The organism is Halobacillus massiliensis, assembly GCF_900166625.1.
Lineage (GTDB): Bacteria > Bacillota > Bacilli > Bacillales > Halobacillaceae > Halobacillus_A > Halobacillus_A massiliensis.
In genome coordinates this window covers 3,909,850-3,934,430 of the sequence record NZ_LT800499.1, presented here as the reverse complement: position 1 = coordinate 3,934,430, position 24,581 = coordinate 3,909,850, and the positions used below count along the sequence as shown (strand labels likewise).

The window sequence follows — 24,581 nt, the reverse complement described above, 5'->3', positions numbered from 1 at the left end:
ACGATGAGGTGGCGATAGCGAAGAGGTCACACCTGTTCCCATGCCGAACACAGCAGTTAAGCTCTTCAGCGCCGATGGTAGTCGGGTTTATCCCCGTGAGAGTAGGACGCTGCCTCGTCTAACTTAATATTTTAATGGGAACCAATTACGGTTAACCCATATTGTCGCGGGGTAGAGCAGTTCGGTAGCTCGTCGGGCTCATAACCCGGAGGTCGCAGGTTCAAATCCTGCCCCCGCAACCAAATTATTTTATTACCTTCAACAAGTATGTTGAAGAATTTTTTAAGCCTAAATATATGAATGGTCCGGTAGTTCAGTTGGTTAGAATGCCTGCCTGTCACGCAGGAGGTCGCGGGTTCGAGTCCCGTCCGGACCGCCATTTTCAATTTAAATTTTCAGCCTTAGGGTTTTCCTAAGGCTTTTGTTATGCATAAATTTAATTTAAGGCCCGTCCTTGCTATAATGGAGTGAGTGAATGAAGATCGCGGAGGGAGCCAGTTTTTATGGACGAATTTTCTTTTATCCACTCTATTCAGCCTCGTACGTACCGACAGTCTTCTCTTATTAAAGGGATCAGTGATGATGCGGCTGTATTTCGCCAGACCTCACAGGATATTGTCACTGCTGTGGATACGATGGTAGAGGATGTGCATTTTTCTAAAAAAACAATGAGTCCTTATCATGTCGGCTACCGGGTATTGGCTGCTAATCTGAGTGATTTAGCCGCCATGGGTAGTACGCCGGCGTATTACTTAGTTTCGCTTGTCGTTCCTCCTCATTGGAGTGAAGAGGAATTACAGGAGCTTTACACGGGCATGATGAGTTTAGCAGCAGAGTATCGAATGGATTTAATTGGCGGGGACACGGTATCTGGGAAAGAACTGTGTGTTTCGATTACAGTTATTGGTTTTGCAGCAAAAGGGAAAGCCCGCTACCGTAGACATGCAAGAGAAGGGGATATCGTATTTACTACCGGTACCCTGGGTGATTCACGTGCAGGGCTTGAGTGTCTTTTAAAAGAAAAACCGAACGAGTTTCTTATCAGCCGCCACCGCACGCCCGATCCAAGAGTTCATTTTGCCCAAAGGCTTGAGAGAGTTTCCAGGGTCTGCTTAAATGACATTAGTGACGGAATTGCCAGCGAATCTAATGAAATTGCTGAAGAAGCAGGGGTGGATCTCTATCTTGATTTCTCAAAGCTTCCTTACACAAAAGTAATCGAAGAGCTTTTTCCTGACGATTATGAGGATTGGGTGTTATCAGGCGGAGAAGATTTTGAACTAATAGGGACGGTTGGGAAAAAAGACTGGCCGTTCGTTCAAGCTGCTGCAGCTGAAGAAAACGTTACAGTGACTGAGGTTGGCTGGTGTGAGCCCGCTAAGAAAGCTACAGGACAAGTTTACTTATATCAATATAATCAGCGCCGGCTTTTAGAAAAGTCGGGCTATATCCATTTGCAAGAGGATCGTGATGAAGATGATTAAAACGATAACGACACATACAGCTGAAGAAACGATGGACCTTGCCAGAAATCTTGGAGAAAAACTGGAACCGGGGGATGTTCTGACACTTGAAGGACAGCTCGGAGCCGGCAAGACAACTTTTTCCAAAGGATTGGCCCAGGGCCTCGGAGTAACACGCACTGTAAAAAGTCCAACCTTTACAATTATGAAGGAGTATAAAGGGCGTGTGCCTTTCTATCATATGGACGTTTATCGGCTGGAAGACAGTGACGAAGATCTTGGCTTTGAAGAATATTTTCTTGGAGAAGGTGTCACGGTTGTGGAGTGGCCGCAGTTTATCGAAGAGTATCTGCCGGATGAACGACTGGTAATCACGATTGATTATCTTGAGGAAGACTCGCGCAGGATCAAGCTGGATGCACGTACTTCCCGCTTTGCAAGGTTATGTAAGGAGCTGGGTCAATGAATGTATTAGCGATAGATACATCAAACGAAATACTTGGGATCGCTGTCGTTAAGGACGGTGTAGTCATTGGCGAGCATATCACTTTTGTGAAAAAGAACCATTCTGTACGCCTTATGCCAGCGATTGACCAACTCATGAAAGAAACACAGACAAAACCTGAAGAACTTGACCGCATCGCTGTAGCTAAAGGACCAGGTTCTTATACAGGAGTTAGGATCGGTTTAACTACTGCTAAAACAATGGCCTGGTCTTTAAACATTCCAGTCGTCGGTATTTCAAGCTTAGAAGCATTGGCCAGCCAGGGGAGGCTGTTCCATGGGTTGATCTGTCCGTTTTTTGATGCAAGAAGAGGTCTTGTTTACACAGGACTTTATGATCAAAACATGCAGCCTGTAAAAGAAGAAGCTAATATCTTAATGACAGACTGGCTTGAAAGCTTAAAGAACCAATCCGAACGAGTTTTATTTTTAAGTCAGGATCTCTCCATTCATCAGGAGACCATTAAAAACATTCTTGCAGATCAGGCATATTTCCCTGATGCAGCATATCACTACGCAAGACCTGCTTACCTGGCTCTAGCAGCCTCACATAGAGAAGCAGGCTCTGTCCATGAGCTTGTACCAAACTACCTCCGCCTGCCGGAAGCAGAGGCCAAGTGGCTCGCTCAGCAGGAGAAGCAGTAATGGTACGAATTCGAGAGATGGAGAAAAGTGATCTGGACCAGGTAGAAATTGTTGAACAAGCCACTTTTTCAGTTCCCTGGTCCAAGGAGACGTTTTTAAATGAAGTCGGAGGGGTTAATCCGTATGCTCATTATTATGTGATTGAAGACGAACGTGGAATCTTCGGTTATTGCGGGGTATGGCTCATAATTGATGAAGCTCATATTACCAATATCGCGATTCATCCGGATTATCGCGGCAAAGGTTACGGAGAGAGGCTCTTCCGTGAATCTTTTGAAAAGGTAATCGAAATGGGAGCCATTCAGCTCAGCCTCGAAGTACGTGTCTCTAATACAGCTGCTCAGCATTTGTACCGAAAATTCGGCATGGTGCCGGGCGGCATTCGCAAAAACTATTATACAGACAATGGGGAAGATGCATTAGTCATGTGGGTGGGATTAAAATGAAGGATCAATATATACTCGCTATTGAGACAAGCTGTGATGAAATGGCTGTTGCGATTATAAAAAATGAACGTGAACTCGTCACCAATGTAGTGGCTTCACAGATTGAAAGCCATAAACGCTTTGGCGGTGTCGTCCCGGAAGTAGCGTCACGCCATCATATCGAGCAGATTACTTTAACCTTAGAAGAAGCACTCGAGCAGGCTGAACTCACGATGGACGATATCGAAGCGATTGCCGTAACAGAAGGTCCCGGTCTAGTCGGAGCCCTGCTCGTTGGTGTAAACGCAGCTAAAGCACTAGCCTTTGCTAAACAGAAACCACTGCTGGGTGTACATCATATTGCTGGTCATATATATGCTAACCGTCTGGAAAAGGAGTTCGAGTTTCCGCTTTTGTCACTCGTTGTTTCCGGAGGCCATACAGAGCTTATTTTAATGAAAGAGCACGGGTCATTTGAAGTGATCGGAGAGACGCGGGATGATGCAGCCGGTGAAGCATATGACAAGGTCGCTCGTACATTAAAGCTTCCATATCCAGGAGGTCCTCATATTGATAGGCTGGCCGCAGAAGGAGAAGCTTCCATTGATTTTCCGCGTGCCTGGCTGGAAGAAGGATCTTACGATTTCAGCTTCAGTGGATTAAAATCTGCAGTTATCAACAAGCTTCACAATGCGAAACAAAAAAATGAAAGTATACCTGTGGAAAACGTGGCCGCAAGTTTTCAGGAAAGCGTCATTGATGTGTTATCCACAAAGACCTATCAGGCGGCTAAAGCGCATAAAGTCAAGCAGGTAATCGTAGCAGGCGGGGTAGCGGCCAACCGTGGCTTAAGAAAAGCCTTGGAAAAGAGGTTTGCAGAAGAAGATATGGAGCTGTTAATTCCTCCTCTCCATCTTTGTACAGATAATGCCGCGATGATTGCTGCGGCAGGAGCTGTAGCCTATCGCCAGGGACATCGATCTGCCTATGATTTAAATGCCAATCCAGGATTAGACTTAGAGTTATATGGGGAAAGAAAGAATTAAGTAAAAGACTTCCTTTTCAGAAAAGGGAGTCTTTTTTTGTGGACAGAGTTATACACAAATGAATATTTATGCAGTGGATAACTTAAGAAATTCTGCTATTTTTCAATAAAGAAAACGGTCTCAAGTTTTTGTGGATAAGTTAGTGTGTAACTGTGGATAATGTGTATAAACTTGTTGAGAATTGATTTATCAATTCACATCTGTTGAAAACACTGTGGATAAAAAATTCGATTAATACGGAGTTATGCATAGAAAAAGCCGCCTTTAAAAAGGCGGCTAATCAAGAGATTCCCATTCTTCCATTAAAGCTTCGATCTTTTCATGTGAGCTGTTGTTTTCTTCCGTCAGTTTAAGTGACTTCTCATGGTCCTGATAGACCTCAGGTTCACAGAGCAGCTGATCATTTTCCTCAATCTTAGCTTCGAGCTGTTCAATCTCTTTTTCAATTTCAGCCATGCGCCGCTGGCGTTTACGTTCTTCGCTTTTCTGAGCTTTATCCTGTGCAAAACTGTTCTTCGGCTCAGAAGGCTGGTTCGCTTTCGGCTCGTTTGCCAGTATATCGGCAGACTCGAGTTCTTCCAGCTCTTGTTCTTCCTGCTTTTTCTGCAAATAATAATCGTAATCGCCAAGAAATACACGTGTATTGTCTGGCTGCATCTCTACAACCTGGGAAGCGATTTTGTTAATAAAATAACGATCGTGGGAAACAAAGAGAATGGTTCCCGGATAATCCACAAGCGCGGCTTCCAATACTTCTTTACTGTCGAGATCCAGGTGGTTGGTCGGCTCGTCAAGGATTAAAAAGTTCGACTGCTGCATCATCAGCTTTGCAAGTGACAGGCGTGCCTTCTCACCGCCGCTTAAAGCAGAAACAGGTTTTAATACATCTTCCCCGGAAAATAAAAAGTTTCCGAGAATGGTTCGAATGTCTTTTTCATTTTTTAATGGATAGTCATCCCATAGTTCGTTAAGCACGGTTTTCTTTGAATGGAGCTTTGTCTGCTCCTGATCATAGTAGCCGATATCGACATTTGTACCAAGCTTGATGTCACCCTTTGCTGCATGTAAATCACCGATAATCGTTTTAAGCAGAGTCGTCTTACCGACACCGTTAGGGCCGACAAGCGCAAAGGAATCGCCTCGACTTATATCAAGTGTCAGCTGTTCAAATAAAAAGTCGGATGAGTCACTATAGCGAAACGCGAGGTCTCTCAGCTTCAGCACATCATTCCCGCTTTTTCTCTCCACTTGAAAGCTGAATTTAGCCGACTGCAGCTCGGTCTTCGGCTTATCGAGCTTTTCCATTTTATCAAGCTGCTTTCGTCGGCTTTGTGCTCGTTTGCTAGTTGTCGCCCTGACGATGTTCTTTTGGATGAAGTCCTCCATCCGCTTGATTTCGCCCTGCTGTTTTTCATATTTCTTCAGTTCAAGCTCATAATCGGCTTCTTTCTTCTGCAAATAGTCACTGTAATTCCCGTGATATTTTTTCGAACCTTGATAGGCAATTTCATAGACGGTATTAACGATTTCATCCAGGAAATAACGATCGTGTGAGACGATGACGACGGCTCCATCATATCCCCGCAGGTAGTCCTCCAGCCAGGACAATGTATCGATGTCCAAGTGGTTGGTCGGCTCATCAAGAACGAGTACATTGGGCTTTGTTAAAAGGAGTTTACCTAAGGCCAGACGGGTTTTCTGTCCGCCGCTTAAGGTAGAGATCTGTGTATTCCAGTCAAAATTACGGAAGTTGAGACCATTTAGAACCGACTTAATCTCCGCTTCATATTGATAACCGCCGGCTTCTTTATAGTAATTCTGCTTTTGATCATAGCTGCTTAACAGTTTTTGATAAACATTCTGATCGGCGAGCAGATTCGGATCCGCCATATTCGCTTCCATTTCCCGGAGCTCACGTTCAAGCTTTTTAAAATGAGAGAATACCTTTTCCATTTCTCCCCAGATCGAATCACTCGACTGCAGTCCGGTATTCTGGGCCAGGTAGCCAAGAGTTACATCTTTCGGCTTGAAAATATCCCCACTGTCATAACTCATTTCTCCTGCCATCATCTTCAGCAGGGTGCTTTTCCCGGCCCCATTCCGGCCGACAATCGCAATACGATCATTTTTCTGTACTTCTAGTTTTATATTCTCTAAAATCAACTCTGCGCCAAAGCGCTTTGTTAACTGGTTCAGCTGCATGAGAATCATATGTTTTCACCTCAGTCATCATAAGTGTATCTTAAGTAGGATCAGAGGATCAAGAAGACATGCTCGACTTTGTGAAAGACTTAACGACTTCTATTTGATTTTTTGGTAAAATAGGAGTACTGTTTCTAGTAACAACACCCTAGATAAAGGAGTCAGAGTAATGTCAGATTTCACTCACTTTAATGAACAGGGACGAGCCCGAATGGTGGATATTTCTTCAAAAGGGGACACAGTACGCACAGCTGTCGCGCGCACGAGTGTCGAAGTGAATGAGGAAATATATCATAAAATTACCCACGATGAAATGGAAAAAGGCGACGTTCTGGCTGTCGCCCAGGTAGCCGGCATTATGGCAGCAAAGAAGACATCCGACTGGATTCCTATGTGTCATCCTTTGTCATTAAAAGGAATCGATATTCACTTTCAGTGGGAAACAGATAATATGTATCGATTAATCATATACGCCTCTGTAAAAACTAAAGGAAGTACGGGTGTTGAAATGGAAGCGTTAACGGCAGCTTCTGCTGCAGCACTAACCGTTTACGATATGTGCAAAGCCGTCGATAAAGGGATGGTTATTGGTCCCACCCGCCTTGAAGAAAAAACCGGTGGGGAAAACGGGGACTACCGGAGAAGCGATCGGTAAAAGGAGGGTCCTTGGAGCAAATGGATATGGAAAATCAAAAAATACCACAAGCTACGGCAAAACGTCTGCCGCTATACTACAGATTTATCAACAACCTGCATAACCAGGGGAAACTCCGCGTTTCCTCTAAAGAACTCAGTGAAGCCGTTAAAGTAGATTCCGCCACAATCCGCAGAGATTTTTCCTACTTCGGAGCCCTCGGAAAAAAAGGTTACGGCTACAATGTCGAACATCTGCTGACTTTTTTCAGAAAGACCCTTGATCAGGATGAAACTACAAATGTCGCCCTGATTGGAGTTGGTAATCTGGGAACCGCATTTTTAAATTATAATTTCACAAAAAATAACAATACGAAGATTGATGTTGCTTTTGATGCTGATAAGTCAAGAGTGGGGGAAAACGTTGGCGGTGTAGCGATTAAGCACGTGGATGACTTAGAGGAGAATATGGATAACATTTCTGTGGCAATCCTCACAGTTCCAGCTTCTGTGGCGCAGGGGATTGCTGACCGTTTGGTGGCAGCCGGTATTTCCGGAATACTGAACTTTACGCCAGCTCGGATTACTGTCCCAGCCTATGTTCGTGTCCACCATATCGACCTCGCTGTTGAACTTCAGGCGCTCGTTTATTTCTTAAAACACTATCCTCTGGATGTTGAAGAAGAGGATAATTAATAAGACTAGATATGTTCCTTTTACTATAATAAGATAAAAGCGGCTGGGAAATAACTCGCTTTCCACGGGGAGCCTGGTGAGCTAGCTCGCTGCACTTGCGGATCCCACCCTGGTTCTATCTCCCTGTAGGAGTCCTGCAATCTTTATGAATAGAGAAAGAGCTGTTCCGTTTATCATGTATGGAGAAAAGCGGCTGGGAAATAACTCGCTTTCCGCGGGGAGCCGGTGAGCTAGCTCGTTGCACTCGCGGATCTCACCACGGCTCTATCTCCCTGCAGGAGTCTCGTCATTTCCCAGCCTCTTTACCGATGATGGCGTAAACGGAACTCTATGTTTTGAAAAAATCCACTACTTTAGTCCTCTTACTCAATGTTCCGTTACTCCAAAAAACATAAAGGGCCGGGGGAAACGGCGAGACTCCTATGGGAGGATAGAACAGGGTGAGATCCCGGAGGGCTAAAAGCCCGAGGAAGCTCACCGTTCGCCCATGGAAAGCGAGTCTTTCCCCAGGCCCGGTTCTCTATATTTAGACAAACGGAACAGAAATCTACTTTTTTTAAGAATCAATCCTTTATAAGAGTAAATAAGAGTACTGAATAACCAGATACTCTAGCAAAAAATGTTGATCAGTCACAGAAAGATTTTTAATATACTAAGAGGATAACCAATAAGGTTATTCTCTTTTTTTTGCCCCTATAAAGTGCTCTTACCATCTAACCTCAGAAAAGATTGCAAAAATCCGTCAAAAACTGAAACTTTTTAACCTTTGTAATCGTCTTGTAATATAAGGTCCGTTTTTTGGATATTTAAATGGACAATCTTGAAAAAGGGGTTTTATTATGTTGGAAAATGCATTATTCCTGGTCATTTTGACGATCATTGGAGCGGTAGTGGTGATAGGCGGTATTGCCACATTTATAATTTTCCGTCTGCGTTACAAAACTGCAAGCTCTAATGAAGCGTTAGTTGTAACAGGTCCAAAGCTTGGAGATCCGGAGAAAGAGAAAAATGTGTTCGAAGATGACAACGGCCGGTCTGTAAAAATCATCCGTGGCGGCGGGTACCGTCTGCGTATGTTTCAGACAGCTACGCCGATTGATTTGACGTCTTTTCAGCTTCAAGTTGATTCGGAAAAAGCTTATACAAAAGAAGGAATACCTGTACGAGTAGTCAGTACAGCTGTAATCAGTATTGGCAGCGAGCTTGAGATTATGGCGAACTTTGCTGAGAAGTTTCTCGGCAAGAAACAGAATGAACGGGAATCAGAATTAAAAGATGTCTTAAACGGCCATCTGCGGTCTATTATTGCCTCACTTCCCATCGAAAAAATTTACAATGATTTTAAAGAAGTGAACACACAAGTGAAAAAGATTGCAGAGTCAGATTTAAAAGGCATGGGTTTTGAAATTACTTCTTTTGCATTAAATGATGTGGAAGATGTAGATAAAGAAAACGGTTATATTGATGCGCTTGGACGTCCGCATATTGCTGAGGTTCAGAAGAAAGCGAATATGGCAGAATCAGATGCAACTAAAGAAACGAGAATCTATCATGCAAAAAACGATCAGGAAGCAAAAGATGAAGAAAACCGCCGACTGACCGCCGTTGCAGAATCAACCAACCAGAGAGATATTAAGGAAGCGGAATTCCAAAGAGAAACGAATAGGGCAAGAGCGAATGCTGATCAAGCAGGAGAACTCGAGAAGCAGAAGCTCGCACAGCAAGTGAAAGAAGAAGAGCTGAAAGTAAGATACATAGAGAAGCAGCGCGCTGTTGAAATGGAGCAGGAAGAAAACAAACGCCGCCGCTCCATTGCTGATGCAGAAGCCTATGAAGTAACGAAACGAGCAGAGGCTGAAGCAGAAACAGAGCGTATTAAAGGGGAATCTGAGGCAGAGGTCATCCGCCAGCGCGGGATGGCAGAAGCCGAATCAAAAGAACGAATGGCCAAAGCAATGGAACACTACGGCGAAGCGGCTATTGTGGAAATGCTGATCAATGTGCTGCCTGTATACGCGGAAAAAATTTCAGCGCCCCTATCACAAATTAAAGACATGAAAGTGATCGATATGGGTGGAGCTGATTCCCAAGGGGGATCAGCTAAAATTGCAAACAGTGTAACATCAACAATGCTCGGAATTCAGGAATCTTTAAAAGAAACAACAGGCATGGATTTAAAAGCGATGCTTGAAAGCTATGTCTCACGCGGAAAAGCAAACCACTTCGGCAGCCGGACACATGAATCATTCGAAGAAGTATCTTCAGCCGCAGAGCCTGAAATTCAGGAAACCGATCATAAAAACGAGAGTGTCAGTAAAGAGGAAAATGAAGAGAAAGAAAAAGAATAAAAGAAAAGAAGCATGCAGGTAACTGCATGCTTTTCTTTTCAGCGTGTCGGCCGTTAATCCCTATAGATGTAAGAATTTAATTTATATAAAATAAGAGAAAAAGAGTAGGAGGAAAACAATGAAAGAGCACATTCACAAGTACTGTATGAAATTAGCAGGCACTACACACGATTACAAAGAAGAATGGAGCGCGGACCGCTATCATGTTGGCGGGAAAATGTATGCCATGGTAGGCGGGGACTCAGAAAGGAAACCGATTATATCATTAAAATGCGACCCCGGGAGAGCGGAAGTGCTGCGTGATACATATGAAGGCATCATCCCCGGCTATTATATGAACAAAACGCACTGGAATTCGGTCTATCTTGATGCCGACCTCCCTGAAGGACTGCTTGAAGAGCTGATTAGCCACTCTCACTCTTTAGTTTTTAATAAACTGACGAAAAAGCTGCAAAAACAAATAGAGGAAGCCGCACAGTAGACCATAAAATAAAACAAATCCACCTGCTTCTTTTTAGGCAGGTGTTCTTTTTTGATGATCTTATTTAAGCCAATTCATATTTCTTTGAAACGAATTACTGATGTAATCGTAATGTAATAATGTAACCAATATTTTCATAAATCGATATAGAAAGGGAGGTTATTTCTTTTGGGATTCAGCCTGATCTTTTTCGGACTTATTCTTTTCCTATTACTCCTCATGATTTTCGCCCATGTTTTTAGTAGAAAGCGGGAATGGACGATGTCTTCTCCACATAAAATGACAACTATTGTGTTCTCTTTACTTCTCCTGCAATGGCTGCTTTTTATAACGAGCGCTTACTCACTTTTACCTATGGAAATAGCTGATGCTATCTTTCTGCCGGTATGGGTTGTTCTTGGCACAGCCGGAATCCTAGCAGGTTTATTTGAATTCAGAAATCATACGGCGGCCGCACTAAGGGTTACTGGTTTAGCCTTAATCAGCCTGCTTATGGCCTTTTTTGTTAACGGAGTTTCTAATATGTAAAAGGAAGGTGTCTTCATGAGCAGTCAATCGGAACGAAAGCAGAAATGGAAAGAACGTCGTAAAGAAACTTTACGATTCTTCTGGGAACTCTTCTGGTGGGTGCCGGAAATTATAGTGTTTCCAATTCGGCTGCTATTGCTGTTTGGAAAAGGGATCGTCCGTGTCATTAGAATCTTGATAGAAGCTTTATGACTATATTGAAAAGGGGGAAGGTCTGTGGCTCCTTTACCAGAGGATAGAAATAATGAGGTGTTTAAAGCAAGGCTCGGGAAGCTTTGGAACACAGGGTACATAACCGATGAGGAATACGATAAATTACTGTTTGCCAACCGTCAATATGCCGAGCACCTTCAACAGCTGGAGGAAGAACGATTAAGTGAGCTCAAGAAACAGACCGAGCTTGAGCGTGAACGTGCAGCTTCTAAAGAAGAGGTCCAGCCTGTCCAGGTTAAAAAGGAAAAATCAGCTGAGGAAATTAGAGAGAGAAATATTACATGGTCTTTAATTCTTGGGGTTTCTCTCCTGCTGATTACGGGTCTGATTGTTGCAACGAGCCAGTGGGAACAGATGGGACCGCTTATGAAGGTTTTTTCCATAGCGTTTGTTTCACTGTTCTTCTTCGGTCTCAGCCACATTACCGGTAAGTTTTTAAAAATTACGAAGACGGCATTTGCTTTTCTTACATTAGGAAGCCTGCTGATCCCAATTGGCATCCTGGCGATTGGCTATTTTGAGTTGTTTGGAAACTATTTCTCCCTATTTGGAGAAGGACGATATCTTCTAGGATTAATGGGAACATTGCTTCCATTGCCGCTATACATTCGGATTGCGTTTTCTCACAACTCCCGTCTGTATGTTTGGATTTCACTCGTATTTTTATCGCTGACCGCTGGTTTTGCACTTGGAGCTCTGCCGCTGTCTGTTGATGCATTTTACATGTTGCTTATGTTGTTTAATGCGACACTGCTCCTTGCGTATGTTCGTTACCGTCATAACGGGAAGCTTGCGATTTTTATGAAAGAAGTGCCTCTGTACGCGCAGCTCAACTTAGTGCTGTCCACGCTCTTAATGCTGTTCTTCTTCGAAAGTGAAGTCTTTTACAGCTTTAATTTGCTTTTAACGGCAAGTATCTATATGGCGATGGTGTTTGTCTACAGAACGAAGGAATATCAGTTTGTTTTTTCAGTGATGATCGTTTATGCCGTTTATCAGCTCGTTGAGCATTCGCCGCTGCTATCAGTAGACGCTGTTGTTTACGCGCTGGCCGGCCTGATTTATTTAGGATTTGCATACGCCTTTAAAAATCATACCTTTGTAGAAAAAGTGTTCCGTTACACGAGTGGTGTCGTTTCGTGTTGTGCATTTTTTTATATCAGCTATGAAAGTATTTTGCTAAGAGGGGAAGTTGAATCGTGGCTGCTGCTCACGGCTTATGCCATTATTACAGCGAACTACCTGCTGCTTTCCAACTTAACGAAATATCCGGTTTTTCAATATATGACACCTCTGTTTTTCTTTATTACGATATGGCAGCTGTGGGAACTGACGGAATTCGGTCCACTCTTTCTATTTATGTTTTTGACAGCATCGATCACCCTCATCTATCCGGGGTTATGGGCGGAGAACCGCTGGTTAAAAGCTGTTAAAGAAAGCACTTTTTATGCGTCTGCCCTAGTATTAGGTTGTTCACTTATTTACGGTACTAATGAACATTTATATGGATACAGCTCATTTATGTTTTTCTCTCTCGGTATTTTAGCGTACGTAACAAAAAGGAAAACAGAGATCGAGGATATTAAAAGGACAGCGATATGGATTCAGCCGATTTCCTGGCTGCTGGCAGCCGCTGTTTTATATATGCCCCTGGTCCGCTGGATACCTGCTTATGAAGACGGTTTAGCCCTGCCTTTTCACCTGGCATTAACAGGCTTGATATTATTAGCCGTTCATATAGGCTGGAAAAAGGCAATGGAAGAAGGACTTTCAACAGCCGCGTTTTACACCGGTCAGGGAACGTATATTTTAGCGATGCTCTTATTGATCAATCCTCATCAGACAGATACGGTTTTCATCAGACCGCTGCTGCTGCTGATTGGAATAGGGGTAATGTATTGGCTCGTTCAGTTCGTCAGTTATAAGATTCTTTGGGGATTTGTCTCTGTAACTGTCCTTGGTTTCTATATTTCGCTCTTAGATACGATAAATATTACGACCTTTAATGCTTTTCTTATTTATATGGCTTTTGCGCCTGTCGTCTTATTATGGCTTGGGGAATGGGGCGAGAAAAAATGGAAGGGGATGCGGCCGTACTTTTACTGGCTTGGCCATGGTATTCAGCCGCTGATTATCGCTTTATTGCTGCTCAATCAGATTGGAAATGAGTCGGTAAGTCCTTTCCTTTTACTCGTTCCTTTGAGTCTATACAGCTACAGCGCACTGACCGCGGGAAGTGAATGGAAAATTAAGCTGATGCTGTATGCCGCATTGACGACGCTGTTCCTGCTTCTCTTAACAATGAGCGATTTTTATAACCTGTTACAATCTGTATCGGCAATTTATATTTTCCTCGTCACAAGTGTTCTTATTACGGGAATATGGGCAGCTGTTCCACACGTTTGGAAAAAACGAATCGACTGGTACATCGTGCCCTTTTCCATCCTTGGATTGTATTTAATTGCTGAGAGAGAAGGCTGGTGGCTAGGATATGACTGGATCCTTTCATTCGGCTATGTTCTGTTGATTTTATTCTTTTTACACAAACGGGACTGGTCCATCATCCGGTTGATTCCACTGTTTTTAACATTGGTTTTATGGGAAAAGGCGGGAGCCGACTGGGATCGTGTCCTGTACATTATAGCGCTATCGGGATTTTCTCTTATTCTTCTGGCAGCCGGTCGTTACTTTCATAAGCTTCTCGCTGGTCCAGGAAACCGGGCCGACGCCTATTCCTGGATAGCCCTTCTGTACATCGCTTATTTGAATTATCTTGTCATCTGGGAGGAAAACGTCTGGCTGCGTGTCCTTCCAGTCGTGCTTCTCAGTATCTGGTTCTTTGTCAATGCGGTCAAATGGGCTCAGCCTTATGTAGATAAAGTTTTCAATACGGGCGGAGCGGCAAGTTTGTATATTGTTTACCTGCTGCTCCTTCATGACTATCAAACCTATATTCCAGATTTAATACAAGCTGAGCTGCAAGTGCTTCCGCTTCTTGGAGTTCTTGCGCTGATGAGAAAGAAAACGTGGCAGGAGTTCGCATCTGCTATGTATTATATCCAATTTGGAGCTGTGCTTTTAATTGCGGCTTATCTTGTTGTCGATGCGATACAGAGCCATACCATCTGGGATGCCTGGATCATTGGCGGACTGTCGCTGATTTCAATGATTGCCGGTATGCAGCTTCGTATGAAGTCCTACTTCTTTGTAGGGATGGGAGTGCTCATTTTCAACGTACTCTATCAGACGAGACCTTACTGGGGCAATCTTCCGTGGTGGGTATATCTTCTGTTCGCAGGCTTCCTGCTTATCGGTATTGCCAGTTATAATGAGTGGCAGAAGCAGCAGAATGATTCATCAAACAAACCGGTAGCTAAGAAGATGAAACGGCTGTGGCTTGCCTTTAAGAAATGGGATTAAACAAGCGGTGTGGAGAGCGCTGCTTGTTTACTTACTGAATATTTACAAGCTGGGGAATCATACGGGAGGGATTATATGAAACTATTTAAGCCATATCTTTTAGTTGGAATACTGGCTATATTATTAATCAGCGGATGTCAGGCTTTGAACGTAAACAGTGAGTCAAAGGAAGATGTGTTTGATTACCAAGGGGCTTTAATCGGGGATAATAGCTCCGTTCTTGCCATTATCCATCTACTTTCCCACAGTGAATCTTTTAAAGAGCTTCATCTGCAGACGAAAGAAGAGCCTTTTGGGATGACTTTGACATATGAAGGTTTCAATGATTCCGAGTATAAGGAGACCGCTGTCTATAATGGTGTGATCTTATTTGCTACTGTCGAGAACGCCAAGTGGGTGGCTTTTGAATTTGAAGATCAGGAATATAAAATAACGAGAGATCAGGCAAGTAAGCTTGGAAATTTAGAGAATCTAGGCAGTGAGGAAGAAGCGAAGCAGCTTATAGAAAAGAGTAAGACAGAAGTTTTATTAGATAGATAAAGGAGAGCGAAAGTGAAAGCAAAACATTGGTTCACCATAGGAATCTCGGTAATCATAATAGCGGCCGTAGCCATTTTCGGCCCATACAGCCTGATCCAAGAATTTAATGAGAAAAAAGCAGTGGAAGAATTTTTAGATGAGGATGATTCTTTTAAAGGACAAAAGGTGATAGACATAGATTATCGGGGTTCCGATACATACTTCATTCAAACCGAAGAGAAGAGTTACATTCTTATGAGAAATTATACTTCCATGATGAATGGTCATTGGAAGGTGTTTGAAGAAACAGGAATAGAAGGATTTTATTAAGAAAACGGCAGCCATAATGGACTGCCGTTTTCTTATTTCTGTGACTGGATGATTTCATCAATTATCCCATATTCCTTTGCTTCTGACGCACTGAGAAAATAGTCTCTGTCCGTGTCCACCGCTACTTTTTCGAGCGGCTGACCGGTTCGTTCTGCAATCATTTCATTTATCTTCTCGCGCAGTTTCAAAATTCGTTTGGCAGAGATTTCGATGTCCGTCGCCTGGCCACGAGCTCCGCCAAGCGGCTGATGCAGCATAATTTCGCTGTTCGGTAGAGCGTAGCGCTTTCCTTTTGTTCCTGCTAAAAGAAGCATTGCACCAAAGGAGGCTGCCATCCCTGTACAGATCGTACGAATGTCCGGTTTAATGTACTGCATCGTGTCCAGGATGGAAAAGCCAGCGGAAGTTGAACCTCCTGGACTGTTAATATAAATGGAAACATCCTTATCCGGGTCATCTGCTGCTAAAAAGAGCAGCTGGGCGACAATGGTGTTCGCCATTTGGTCATTGATTTCATCGCTGACCATTACAATTCGGTCTCTTAAAAGTCTTGAGTATATATCATAGGAACGCTCACCGTGTCTCGACTGTTCAATGACATATGGAATTAAAGACATAGTATCTTCCTCCTTCGTTTACAGCCTAGGCGGCCATTAAGAGGGAACTCGAAGGAGAGGAAGCCATGAGTTTAAGCGTAGGCTCCTGTGACTCTGGGAATAAGGCTGGAATCTGTTTAATCAGCTGGGAAGGATCATTTGAGCGAATTGACTGAATGAGAACGTCTGAAATCACGTCTGATGATTCTACAATCTGTATAACAGATGCTTCTTCATTTACTTCAGTTGTTGTCAGTCTTTTTCTTGCCCGATTGATCGCTGCTTTAACCCCGGTCTCGGACATACCCATAATTTCGGCAACTTCTGCTATTTTAAAATGAAATCCGTCTTTCAATGATAATATGACCGCTTGCTTTGAGGTCAGGGAGGCCACTACTTTTTCCAAAAGACCAGAATCTGCAAGGACATTTTCGGGGATCTTTTCTTCAGATGCATACCCTATATGTTCACGGCTTTGCTTCTGACGCTGATCTAACCATAGGTTACGGGCGATTTTTTTCAATAACGCACTTGTAAACTCCATGTTATGGCCGTAATGGTTTAGTGCCTTTGCTATTGTTTCCTGAGCAAGATCCTCACCATCCCATTTGTTTTGAGACAAAAAGAAACAGTAGCGGCTTAACTTAAAATAGAGGTCTTTATTTTCCTTCGGATCTAAGCATAATTTAGTGCCAGGCCTGGCATGCATGGTCCTCACTCCTTTAAGTTCCTCTCTATCCCTTAAACGATTAAGAAAGAAAAAAAGATATGGGCAGTTAAAATTTTAAAAAGTATTTCTTCTATTATAGTTGATTTTACAGCTCTTTATATGTAAGAAGGTGTTCCTTAAAAAGCGACACGTTCCAAGAAAAAGTTGTCAAAAGTCTTTTTAATAAGGAACTGTAAAGTTTAGGGAAAAAAAGGAAGGGGAAAATGTAGAAAGATTGGGCAATTTGACTTAAGACAGGGGAGGGCGGTGCCGCGTTGTTAGCCCAAAACTCTTATGGCTTTTTTGTAAGCGTTACCAAAATTAAGCGGGAGGTAGATGGATTTGACGAATAACCGGGCAGTAGCTTATACAGGTAATGGCGGAGTAACAGTGAAAGATATCGAATTTCCTGAGCTGGTCTTGAAGGATGGACCTGGAGTAAACCCTCAGAACGTGGGGCGGCACTGTGATCATGGAGTGATTTTAAAAGTTGTATCCACCAATATTTGCGGAAGTGATCAGCACATGGTCAGAGGGAGGACAACGGCACCTGAAGGTCTCGTGCTTGGCCACGAAATCACGGGAGAAGTCATTGACACAGGGCGCGATGTCGAGTTTATTAAAAAGGGAGACTTAGTGTCTGTTCCTTTTAACATTGCCTGTGGACGCTGCGTCAACTGTAAAGAACAGAAAACTCATATCTGCCTGAACGTAAATCCAGATCGGCCAGGCTCAGCTTACGGCTATGTAGATATGGGCGGATGGGTCGGAGGACAGGCAGAATATGTAATGGTTCCTTATGCTGACTTCCAGTGCCTGAAGTTCCCCGATAAAGATGAAGCAATGGATAAAATGCTTGATTTGACGATGCTTTCTGATATTTTCCCGACAGGTTTTCACGGAGCTTATACAGGCGGCGTTAAAATTGGATCAACAGTTTACATTGCAGGGGCTGGGCCTGTAGGACTGGCGGCCGCCCACTCCGCTCAGCTGCTGGGAGCTTCTGTCGTAATTGTCGGTGATTTAATTGAAGAAAGACTGCAGCAGGCAAGAAGCTTCGGCTGTGAAACGATAAACATAAGCGAACATGATGACATATCTGAACAAATTGATCAGATCCTTGGCGTTCCAGAAGTCGATGTTGCCGTGGATTGTGTTGGATTCGAAGCGCACGGACATGACCATCAGGAGGCACCGGCCACCGTACTTAACTCCATTATGAAAGCCACCAAAGCAGGCGGAGGCCTCGGCATCCCCGGCCTTTATGTAACCGAAGATCCGGGAGCATCCGATGAAGATGCACGGCGTGGTTCTCTGAAACTTGATTTTGGCTTAGGCTGGGCTAAAGCCCAAACCTTTGTAACAGGACAGACTCCTGTTATGAAATATCACAGAGGCTTAATGATGGCGATCTTAAAGGAAAAAGCTCAAATTGCAAAAGCCGTAAATGCTACGGTCATCAGCCTCGAGGATGCCCCGCGCGGCTATGAAGAATTTGATTCCGGTGTGGCGAAGAAGTTCGTTCTCGACCCTCATGGATTGCTGAAAAATTAAGAGATAGTTTAAAAAAAAGACGCTTATCCATTGAGATGAGCGTCTTTTCATATATCCTTTTTGTTATTCCTCATCTTTAGATGAATCCAGTGCTTTCATAAAATAGGCTGTAGGAAGAAGAACCCCGAGGCTTGATTCTATTAAAGAAAAGAAGCGGGAGGGCCCGACTGGAACATAATCTCCATAACCGACAGATAGCATCGTGACACCACTAAAGTAAAGAAAGTTACTAAAGGAAGGGTCTACCGGTGCCATGGAATCGTTGCCTTCAACTATAACCAAAGATTTAAAAGACATCATGTAATAAAGAAAGGCAAAACCAATAACTACTCCGACAGAAACAAAGAATAATTTAAGAAAGAGAGCAGTACTGAAATAGCTTTTCCGGTAGGTCTTGTTGGAAAAGAAGTAGACAAGATTTACAAGAATAAATATTATTGCCGCAATCATTAAAAAATTTACCAATATTTTCACCTCTTTCCCCCTTTATTAACCTGTGGGAAGCAGAGGTAAACTCAATCTGTTAAAATAGTAACCGCCGGCACAAATACCGGCGGCAGCATGATTTAAAAGTTTGGAAGGTTATCTAAGTTGTTTTCTTTAATACCATCTGGTTCACTGCGCAGGATATCACGGCCGTATTTATGGAAAACATCTACATGGGCAAGATTTCCCTGCTTGGCTTCATTTAAAGCCGAGACATAATCCAGCTCACGTCCGCTGTTTGTTTTAACTGCAATAATATCTCCATCGTCGTTTTTTCTCACAGCAACGATTTGTTCCTGGCCCTGCTGAGGCTGATTTGCCTGCTCCTGTGCTGCATTTTGTTCGCCCTGCTGTTTGTACTGATTATAAATTTCTTCAAAGTCTGACATAGTTATTCCTCCTTTTTATACATTATTCACCAAATTACTGAAACCAATTCCCTATTAAATTCATTGATTTAATCTGTGCAACGCTACCAATTTATCTTGAAAAATTTCTAAAAAACCTTCATTATTTTAGGAAAGGAGGCCCGATATGCGACACGATATACAACCCAATGAGCGAGCTTTCTCTACTAAAGAAGTAGCAGAAGATATAGGAATCGCTACAGCAACGGTTCGAAGATATGGGCAGATACTTGAAAGGAATGGATATGAATTCTTCAAAGACGGCGACCGCCGAATTTTTGTCGGTTCAGATATTGAGGCTTTAATAGCGATCCGTGACACGGAGAAGCCCCAGGACGATACGGCGAAAGAACTGGTTGAAAAGCAGCAGAACAGGCTGCAGCATCCGACAGAACTGACAGCTGCGGATACATATGACCAATCTCTTCAGGATCCGTCCCAGTTTAGTGAATTCTTTCAAGCCTTAATGAGTGAACTGGCAGCAGCAAGAGAATTAAATGTCCAGCTGTCTAACGATATGAGTGAACTGAAGACAAAGGTAGCCCGTCTTCAACAGGACCACCATGTCATCAGTTCTGGAGTGGGGAATTTTGCACAGAAAACCTCCACCAATATCGAGAAATTAGCAGAGCAGCAGAGAAATCACTATGAAGCCCTGCTTGAGCAGGAAAGAGAGAGAAGTGAAGCGTTAAAACAGGAGTTGCTGCAGATGAGGGATGAGCAAAGAAAGGAATGGCAGTCCCAAAACGAATTTAATCAGCGTCTGGAAGACTCGGTCAAACCAAAGGGGAAGCTTGAACGGTTTCTGGCTTTATTCAGATAATACGGTGAACACTTGAATCTCCAGTGATTTGAGTGTTTTTATTTTGTTTAATTAGAGACCGGAAGTCTTTAGCCTGGGGAAGCTCACCGTTGCCCCCAGGCCTCATCCTTGTATTCAGTCAAACGGAGATTTGCGATCTACTGTTGTACTAGCAAACTTATTGCTTTTATAGCCTTTAATAATTTCTCTTCCAGCTAATGAAATAAGTAAGAGTCTGAACGATAGGAATCATAAGGATCACAAATATCGGGTAATAGGGCATAAAGTCGATCACTATCGGATATAAAAGCAGTAATGCAGCAGCGACAGGAGAGACATACCACATGGCCACATAGGAGCTCCGACACGCTTTCCCTGTTAAATGACGTTCACGTTCATCGCTTTCTTCTAACTCCGGGGGGAGCAGTGCGGCCTGTTTCCAGGAATGCTGCTTCTTGCTATTTTTAAAGTAAGTCATAAAGGTCAGAACACCTCCAACTACAAAAAAAGTCAGAAGAGGGAAGATGGGAATATTAATTTCCCATGGGTGGTCCGGTCCCTTTAAAATTTCTGCAAACTGCATTTGCGCGCTGTATAATGAAGTTAACGCCCATCCGAATAAAACAATCAAAGTAATGGTAATCACTGCATTTTTATTCGTACTCATCGCTCGTCCTCCAGAGTAAAGATTTCTTCCACGTGTAAATCAAAGACTTTAGCCATCCTCATACCAAGCAATAAGGAGGGAATATAATCTCCCTTTTCCAATGCATGAATCGTCTGTCGCGATACTTCCACTGCTTTCGCCAGCTCTGCTTGAGTCCATCCTTTCTGAATTCGTACTTCTTTAACTCGATTTGATAAATTCATATTCAACCAACTTTACTTTTATTGATTTTAGTGTAAACTCAACTTAACATAAAGTCAATTCAACTTTACATTTTTTATTGAAACGATTGGATGTATGTATCGTATAATTATCATAAGAAATTATTTCCAAAGGAGGTGGTCATTTTCATGTGGTCGGCTGAGAAAATATTAATCACAATTGCATTGGTTCTGCAGTTTCTTGTTGTTTTGTTAGGAATGCTTTTTGTAGCTTTTATTTACTTACAGTACCCGGATCAATTGCCTGTAATGGTAGAGCTGCGGTATGCCTGGATAGTGCTGGGCATTCACCTTATCGGATTAATTGCAGGGTGTGCTGTACTGTTTTATTTTAAAAAACATAGAAGACGATCAGGTATTGTCCTCATAGGTACTGCTGTGCTAATGGGGATTTCTACACTGGGAGCCACGCTTATTCAATCTGTATTATTTATTGCAGCGGGGATCTTGTGCCTGACACGCCAGCCTTTGATAGAGCGCCAGGAAGTCAATAATTTATAAGGAGTTGTGGAATGATCGATAGAATCGATACGATGTGTTTAACCGTTAGTGATGTAGAAGCGTCCTGCAGTTGGTATGAGCAGGTTCTCGGTTTTGAGGTAGCTTTTAAAGACGAAGGGTACCGTGTGTTAAGTATTGGAAAAGACAGCGTTCCTCTAACGATTGAAGAGGGGAAGGTCTCCTCCAATACGAGCAGCTATCCGATCTTTTTTTCTCAAGATATTAAAAAAACCTATAATAATAATTTGAAGGGAAAAGGCGTATCTATCAGCGAATTACATATTGATGGGGTAAATCACTTTTTTGATTTTTACGACCCCGATCAAAACCGTTTACAGGTTTGTTTTTTTGAATAAAGGAGGAAGCCTACGATGAGAGGAATTACAGGACGTGTCGTTGGATTTGAGTTAAGCAGTCAGGAACCGGAAAAAGCTGCGGAATTTTATTCGAAGGTTTTTGGCTGGGAAGTCGGAAAGGAACGCTGGAAATATTGGTCGGTTTCTACAAATAAAGAAGATAAAGTAGGAATAGACGGCGGGATTAGTAAAGGACCTCATGATTTTCCTCATGGTACCCGTATACAAATTGAAGTCGAATCTATGGATGAAGCTCTCGAAGAAGCAGAGAAAAACGGGGCGATGATCGTTAGAGAAAAAATGGAGTTCGACGAATTTTACTTAGCGTATTTAGTAGATCCAACAGGGATTGGAATTGGATTGATCCAGCAGAAATAGAAAGGAAATTACCCAGTGAACATTCAATTTATACCACTTGCTCAGCCCACTCCAAGCCTTGCTGCTGCATTTACGAAATGGGAAAGCGATCCGCTGCTTGTACCAATGACAAGGCCTAACCAAAACAGAGAAGAATTAGAAAGGCAGTCAGAGGTCACTCCCGCTGACTTATTGGAACGGCTTTCCTATCAAAATATATACCTCATCTATGTCGATGGGCGATTAGTCGGCGAAATGAACTACATGGCACATTTTGAACATCTTTATAAAAAGGAGCCGAATACCGCCTGGGTAGGGATAACGATAGGCGAACCCGAAGGACAAGGAAAGGGGATTGGCCGTAAAGCGATTAAGCATTTAGAGGAACAAATTTATCAGAATGGATATAAGCGGATTGAACTCGGAGTATTTGAATTCAACAAACGGGCGTTTACACTTTATAAGAACCTTGGATACGAGGTAATTGGGCGAATTGATGATTTCACGTACTGGCAGGGGAAAATGTGGCAGGATATACGAATGGAGAAATATCTATAACAATTCGGAGGTTGTGATGGATAAAAGGAATCGATTGGATGAGAATCCTTTCAGTTATCAGCTCAATAAAAATGAAAGCGTTTTTATATATCATCAAGGACGTCAGGTGAAAATTCTAAAAGGAAAAGAAGCGAAAAAATTTATCGATCATATAAACAATGCCCATGATGAAAAGGCGGAACAGCTGATTATGGCGAAAATCACCGGCAATTTCAAACGAGGAAATGAGCGTAATCATTAAATGAGGAGGCAATACCATGAATTGGCCTGTCTTAAAGGATGTAAAGATTATGACTGGTTTTATCGTGGCTATTTTGGCGGGAGTCTTTGCTTTTCTTACAGCTTTGTATGACATCCAGTATTGGGTCGTATTTATTGTGATTTCATTCGTCTCCATGTTTTTAAGTGTTTATCGTGCCGACCAAGTATATAAACAAAATGCGGGAGGTTCAGGCGATTAAATTGTGGATTTAAGAGAATGGGTATATAAGCAGGGTTACATTTTTCTCTTTACATATGCTTATTTAACAACCAATACACTGATTTCCTGTCTACATATAGGAACTGTTTATATCCTTAGAGAATATGAAGAGAGGAAAAGCCGCTAAGCTTTTGCATAAGAGCTTTTCCTCTTCCTTCTTTTGAAAGCAATGTAAGACGTTTTTAGGGATGCATAGACACCTACTGCGGCATTTCCATAAAAGAACCCCATGAAAATACCTGCCCAAATATTGTTGGGATGGGAAATGAAGATAGAAATAAAAAGTCCCAGCACATTAGCAAGGGTAGGGATCAGAGCTTTTGGTATAGGAAAAGTCATCTTAAAGATCTGTGTCAGGATAATTACAGAAGGAACGGCAAGGACGGCATCCCAGAAATTTGTATGGATAATTGGAAAAGGTTCCATTATATTCACCTCCCGCTTAGTATTTATCTTAAGAAGAGTTTTATGTGTGAAAGGTTGTTTTTGGATATGGAAAATTCATTTTTTATAAAAGAAATCCACTCAAATTTTCCTGATTTCCCGTTAAAATCTGCAGAAAAACTAGGAGAAGGAATGATGAGTACAGCCTTGCTCGTCAATGACGAGTGGGTATTTCGCTTTGCGAAAAACGAAAAAGCGTCCAGCGATTTAAACAAAGAAATCCGTGTTCTTCCTCAACTAAAAAAGCTGGTAACGATAGCGGTGCCAGAATTCGAGTTTACAGGCAGGCAGGAAAACGGCCTTCTTTTTGTCGGCTATCGCCTATTGCCTGGGGAGCTTTTAAAGGAAGATGCTGTATTAAAAATGAACATTGGCCAAAAGAAACGGCTGGCTTCTCAGCTTGCTCAATTCATAAAAGAAGTTCAGTCCTTTCCTATTAAAAAAGCATTTAATCTTGGCGTGGAAAAGTGGGAGCTTAACGATTTTTATAAAAAGATCTATGAAGAGGCTGTGGATGAACTTTTTCCGCACCTGGATCACCGTTTAGCTCAGTATATTTCCTCCCGGTTTGAAGGCTTCCTTAATAACCCTGTTTTTGTTTCTTCCTGTCAAGTTTTTCTCCATGGTGATTTATCTCCTGATCATTTTCTGATAGACCCGGATACAGGGGATTTAACAGGCATCATTGATTTTGGTGATCTGAGTGTCAGTGACCCGGACCACGAGTTTATTTACATACTGGAGGATGGCGGCGAGAATTTTACAAGAAAGGTTTTAAAAGAGATGAGGTATCCGGATATTGAAAATTGTATCCAGAAGATCTCTTACTTTGTAACATTCAGCCACATTCGCTACGCGCTTGAAGGAAACAGACAAGGAAAAACTGATTGGATTGAGGAAGCGGCTGAAGAGATTAGACAAGAAATGAAAAATCGTTCTTAGTTTAGGAGAATGTGAAGGGGGTAAAAATAAACAGTTGAATACTTAAG

At 42.6% G+C, this 24,581-nt stretch carries 31 protein-coding genes, 2 tRNA genes and 1 rRNA gene; 26 read left to right on the top strand and 8 right to left on the bottom strand.

Annotated features, from left to right (window positions below; genetic code table 11):
• The first annotated feature begins 4 nt into the window (after window positions 1–4).
• The 8 genes from rrf (at window position 5) to tsaD (ending at window position 4,083) form a co-directional block, all read left to right on the top strand.
• Window positions 5–118: ribosomal RNA gene (gene rrf, locus B7E06_RS19360) — 5S ribosomal RNA — on the top strand.
• A gap of 47 nt (window positions 119–165) precedes the next feature.
• A tRNA-Met gene (locus B7E06_RS19355) sits at window positions 166–242 on the top strand.
• 60 nt (window positions 243–302) lie between these two features.
• Window positions 303–379 (top strand) — tRNA-Asp (locus B7E06_RS19350).
• Window positions 380–503: 124 nt separating this feature from the next.
• Window positions 504–1,484, top strand: a complete 981-nt coding sequence (gene thiL / locus B7E06_RS19345; protein ID WP_082235556.1) for a thiamine-phosphate kinase — start codon at window positions 504–506, stop codon at window positions 1,482–1,484.
• Window positions 1,471–1,929: a tRNA (adenosine(37)-N6)-threonylcarbamoyltransferase complex ATPase subunit type 1 TsaE gene (gene tsaE / locus B7E06_RS19340; protein ID WP_425432213.1), complete on the top strand. Its 459-nt coding sequence runs from the start codon at window positions 1,471–1,473 to the stop codon at window positions 1,927–1,929. The genes thiL and tsaE overlap by 14 nt, the downstream gene beginning before the upstream one ends.
• On the top strand, window positions 1,926–2,612 hold the full coding sequence (tsaB, locus tag B7E06_RS19335; protein ID WP_082235555.1) for a tRNA (adenosine(37)-N6)-threonylcarbamoyltransferase complex dimerization subunit type 1 TsaB: 687 nt from the start codon (window positions 1,926–1,928) through the stop codon (window positions 2,610–2,612). Before tsaE ends, tsaB begins: the two co-directional genes overlap by 4 nt.
• The gene (gene rimI, locus B7E06_RS19330; RefSeq protein ID WP_082235554.1) at window positions 2,612–3,058 is read left to right on the top strand and encodes a ribosomal protein S18-alanine N-acetyltransferase; all 447 of its coding nucleotides are present in this window, start codon (window positions 2,612–2,614) and stop codon (window positions 3,056–3,058) included. The genes tsaB and rimI overlap by 1 nt, the downstream gene beginning before the upstream one ends.
• On the top strand, window positions 3,055–4,083 hold the full coding sequence (gene tsaD / locus B7E06_RS19325; RefSeq protein ID WP_082235553.1) for a tRNA (adenosine(37)-N6)-threonylcarbamoyltransferase complex transferase subunit TsaD: 1,029 nt from the start codon (window positions 3,055–3,057) through the stop codon (window positions 4,081–4,083). The genes rimI and tsaD overlap by 4 nt, the downstream gene beginning before the upstream one ends.
• 276 nt (window positions 4,084–4,359) lie before the next feature.
• On the opposite strand, the gene B7E06_RS19320 is transcribed toward tsaD, so the two are convergent.
• Complete coding sequence (locus B7E06_RS19320; RefSeq protein ID WP_082235552.1) at window positions 4,360–6,294, bottom strand: ABC-F family ATP-binding cassette domain-containing protein; 1,935 nt, start codon at window positions 6,292–6,294, stop codon at window positions 4,360–4,362.
• A gap of 160 nt (window positions 6,295–6,454) precedes the next feature.
• On the opposite strand from B7E06_RS19320, the gene moaC reads away from it, so the two are divergent.
• From moaC to B7E06_RS19280, 9 genes are all read left to right on the top strand, one after another.
• The gene (gene moaC / locus B7E06_RS19315; RefSeq protein WP_082235551.1) at window positions 6,455–6,940 is read left to right on the top strand and encodes a cyclic pyranopterin monophosphate synthase MoaC; all 486 of its coding nucleotides are present in this window, start codon (window positions 6,455–6,457) and stop codon (window positions 6,938–6,940) included.
• A 20-nt stretch (window positions 6,941–6,960) separates the two neighbouring features.
• Window positions 6,961–7,614, top strand: a complete 654-nt coding sequence (locus tag B7E06_RS19310) for a redox-sensing transcriptional repressor Rex (RefSeq protein WP_082235550.1) — start codon at window positions 6,961–6,963, stop codon at window positions 7,612–7,614.
• Window positions 7,615–8,453: 839 nt separating this feature from the next.
• Window positions 8,454–9,962 carry a flotillin family protein gene (locus B7E06_RS19305; RefSeq protein ID WP_082235549.1) on the top strand — a complete coding sequence of 503 codons (1,509 nt, stop codon included), beginning with the start codon at window positions 8,454–8,456 and terminating at the stop codon, window positions 9,960–9,962.
• 118 nt (window positions 9,963–10,080) lie between these two features.
• Window positions 10,081–10,443: an MmcQ/YjbR family DNA-binding protein gene (locus tag B7E06_RS19300; protein ID WP_082235548.1), complete on the top strand. Its 363-nt coding sequence runs from the start codon at window positions 10,081–10,083 to the stop codon at window positions 10,441–10,443.
• Between the two features lie 168 nt (window positions 10,444–10,611).
• Entirely contained in the window at window positions 10,612–10,971 is a 360-nt protein-coding gene (locus B7E06_RS19295; protein WP_082235547.1) for a hypothetical protein, read from the top strand.
• A 15-nt stretch (window positions 10,972–10,986) separates the two neighbouring features.
• Window positions 10,987–11,163 (top strand): hypothetical protein, encoded by a 177-nt coding sequence (locus B7E06_RS21955; protein ID WP_179134097.1) that lies wholly within the window; start codon window positions 10,987–10,989, stop codon window positions 11,161–11,163.
• A 24-nt stretch (window positions 11,164–11,187) separates the two neighbouring features.
• Window positions 11,188–14,604, top strand: a complete 3,417-nt coding sequence (locus B7E06_RS19290) for a hypothetical protein (RefSeq protein ID WP_082235546.1) — start codon at window positions 11,188–11,190, stop codon at window positions 14,602–14,604.
• A 75-nt stretch (window positions 14,605–14,679) separates the two neighbouring features.
• Window positions 14,680–15,144: a DUF4825 domain-containing protein gene (locus B7E06_RS19285; RefSeq protein WP_082235545.1), complete on the top strand. Its 465-nt coding sequence runs from the start codon at window positions 14,680–14,682 to the stop codon at window positions 15,142–15,144.
• Window positions 15,145–15,156: 12 nt separating this feature from the next.
• Window positions 15,157–15,453: a hypothetical protein gene (locus B7E06_RS19280; RefSeq protein ID WP_082235544.1), complete on the top strand. Its 297-nt coding sequence runs from the start codon at window positions 15,157–15,159 to the stop codon at window positions 15,451–15,453.
• Window positions 15,454–15,485: 32 nt separating this feature from the next.
• Here B7E06_RS19280 and clpP read toward each other — a convergent pair whose 3' ends face one another.
• Together clpP and B7E06_RS19270 are read right to left on the bottom strand one after the other, a co-directional pair.
• A complete protein-coding gene (clpP, locus tag B7E06_RS19275) occupies window positions 15,486–16,070 on the bottom strand; it encodes an ATP-dependent Clp endopeptidase proteolytic subunit ClpP (protein ID WP_082235543.1) in 585 nt (194 codons plus the stop codon).
• Between the two features lie 25 nt (window positions 16,071–16,095).
• A complete protein-coding gene (locus tag B7E06_RS19270; RefSeq protein WP_082235542.1) occupies window positions 16,096–16,758 on the bottom strand; it encodes a sigma factor-like helix-turn-helix DNA-binding protein in 663 nt (220 codons plus the stop codon).
• A gap of 336 nt (window positions 16,759–17,094) precedes the next feature.
• Here B7E06_RS19270 and fdhA point away from each other — a divergent pair, with 336 nt between their 5' ends.
• A complete protein-coding gene (fdhA, locus tag B7E06_RS19265) occupies window positions 17,095–18,312 on the top strand; it encodes a formaldehyde dehydrogenase, glutathione-independent (protein WP_143414526.1) in 1,218 nt (405 codons plus the stop codon).
• Window positions 18,313–18,375: 63 nt separating this feature from the next.
• Here the strand turns inward: fdhA and B7E06_RS19260 are convergent, their stop codons facing one another.
• Both B7E06_RS19260 and B7E06_RS19255 read right to left on the bottom strand, forming a co-directional pair.
• Window positions 18,376–18,786, bottom strand: coding sequence for an ion channel (locus B7E06_RS19260; protein WP_342743645.1), 411 nt, complete (start codon window positions 18,784–18,786; stop codon window positions 18,376–18,378).
• Window positions 18,787–18,878: 92 nt separating this feature from the next.
• Window positions 18,879–19,193 carry a DUF3892 domain-containing protein gene (locus tag B7E06_RS19255; protein ID WP_143414525.1) on the bottom strand — a complete coding sequence of 105 codons (315 nt, stop codon included), beginning with the start codon at window positions 19,191–19,193 and terminating at the stop codon, window positions 18,879–18,881.
• Window positions 19,194–19,332: 139 nt separating this feature from the next.
• Here B7E06_RS19255 and B7E06_RS19250 point away from each other — a divergent pair, with 139 nt between their 5' ends.
• Complete coding sequence (locus B7E06_RS19250) at window positions 19,333–20,028, top strand: hypothetical protein (protein WP_082235539.1); 696 nt, start codon at window positions 19,333–19,335, stop codon at window positions 20,026–20,028.
• A gap of 175 nt (window positions 20,029–20,203) precedes the next feature.
• Here the strand turns inward: B7E06_RS19250 and B7E06_RS19245 are convergent, their stop codons facing one another.
• Window positions 20,204–20,674 (bottom strand): hypothetical protein, encoded by a 471-nt coding sequence (locus B7E06_RS19245; RefSeq protein ID WP_082235538.1) that lies wholly within the window; start codon window positions 20,672–20,674, stop codon window positions 20,204–20,206.
• The gene (locus B7E06_RS19240; RefSeq protein ID WP_082235537.1) at window positions 20,671–20,877 is read right to left on the bottom strand and encodes a helix-turn-helix transcriptional regulator; all 207 of its coding nucleotides are present in this window, start codon (window positions 20,875–20,877) and stop codon (window positions 20,671–20,673) included. Before B7E06_RS19240 ends, B7E06_RS19245 begins: the two co-directional genes overlap by 4 nt.
• Before the next feature lie 147 nt (window positions 20,878–21,024).
• On the opposite strand from B7E06_RS19240, the gene B7E06_RS19235 reads away from it, so the two are divergent.
• Genes B7E06_RS19235 through B7E06_RS19210 form a run of 6 tightly spaced genes read left to right on the top strand, consistent with a single transcriptional unit; the run spans window position 21,025 to window position 23,128 of the window.
• Window positions 21,025–21,396 (top strand): hypothetical protein, encoded by a 372-nt coding sequence (locus tag B7E06_RS19235; RefSeq protein ID WP_082235536.1) that lies wholly within the window; start codon window positions 21,025–21,027, stop codon window positions 21,394–21,396.
• A gap of 11 nt (window positions 21,397–21,407) precedes the next feature.
• Window positions 21,408–21,752 (top strand): VOC family protein, encoded by a 345-nt coding sequence (locus tag B7E06_RS19230; RefSeq protein WP_082235535.1) that lies wholly within the window; start codon window positions 21,408–21,410, stop codon window positions 21,750–21,752.
• A gap of 15 nt (window positions 21,753–21,767) precedes the next feature.
• Window positions 21,768–22,130, top strand: a complete 363-nt coding sequence (locus B7E06_RS19225) for a VOC family protein (protein WP_082235534.1) — start codon at window positions 21,768–21,770, stop codon at window positions 22,128–22,130.
• Between the two features lie 15 nt (window positions 22,131–22,145).
• A complete protein-coding gene (locus B7E06_RS19220; protein WP_082235533.1) occupies window positions 22,146–22,667 on the top strand; it encodes a GNAT family N-acetyltransferase in 522 nt (173 codons plus the stop codon).
• A 16-nt stretch (window positions 22,668–22,683) separates the two neighbouring features.
• Window positions 22,684–22,908, top strand: a complete 225-nt coding sequence (locus tag B7E06_RS19215) for a hypothetical protein (RefSeq protein ID WP_082235532.1) — start codon at window positions 22,684–22,686, stop codon at window positions 22,906–22,908.
• A gap of 16 nt (window positions 22,909–22,924) precedes the next feature.
• Entirely contained in the window at window positions 22,925–23,128 is a 204-nt protein-coding gene (locus tag B7E06_RS19210) for a hypothetical protein (RefSeq protein ID WP_082235531.1), read from the top strand.
• 143 nt (window positions 23,129–23,271) lie between these two features.
• Here B7E06_RS19210 and B7E06_RS19205 read toward each other — a convergent pair whose 3' ends face one another.
• Window positions 23,272–23,574, bottom strand: coding sequence for a hypothetical protein (locus B7E06_RS19205; RefSeq protein ID WP_082235530.1), 303 nt, complete (start codon window positions 23,572–23,574; stop codon window positions 23,272–23,274).
• Between the two features lie 66 nt (window positions 23,575–23,640).
• On the opposite strand from B7E06_RS19205, the gene B7E06_RS19200 reads away from it, so the two are divergent.
• Window positions 23,641–24,534, top strand: coding sequence for a phosphotransferase family protein (locus B7E06_RS19200; RefSeq protein WP_179134096.1), 894 nt, complete (start codon window positions 23,641–23,643; stop codon window positions 24,532–24,534).
• Window positions 24,535–24,581 lie beyond the last annotated feature (47 nt).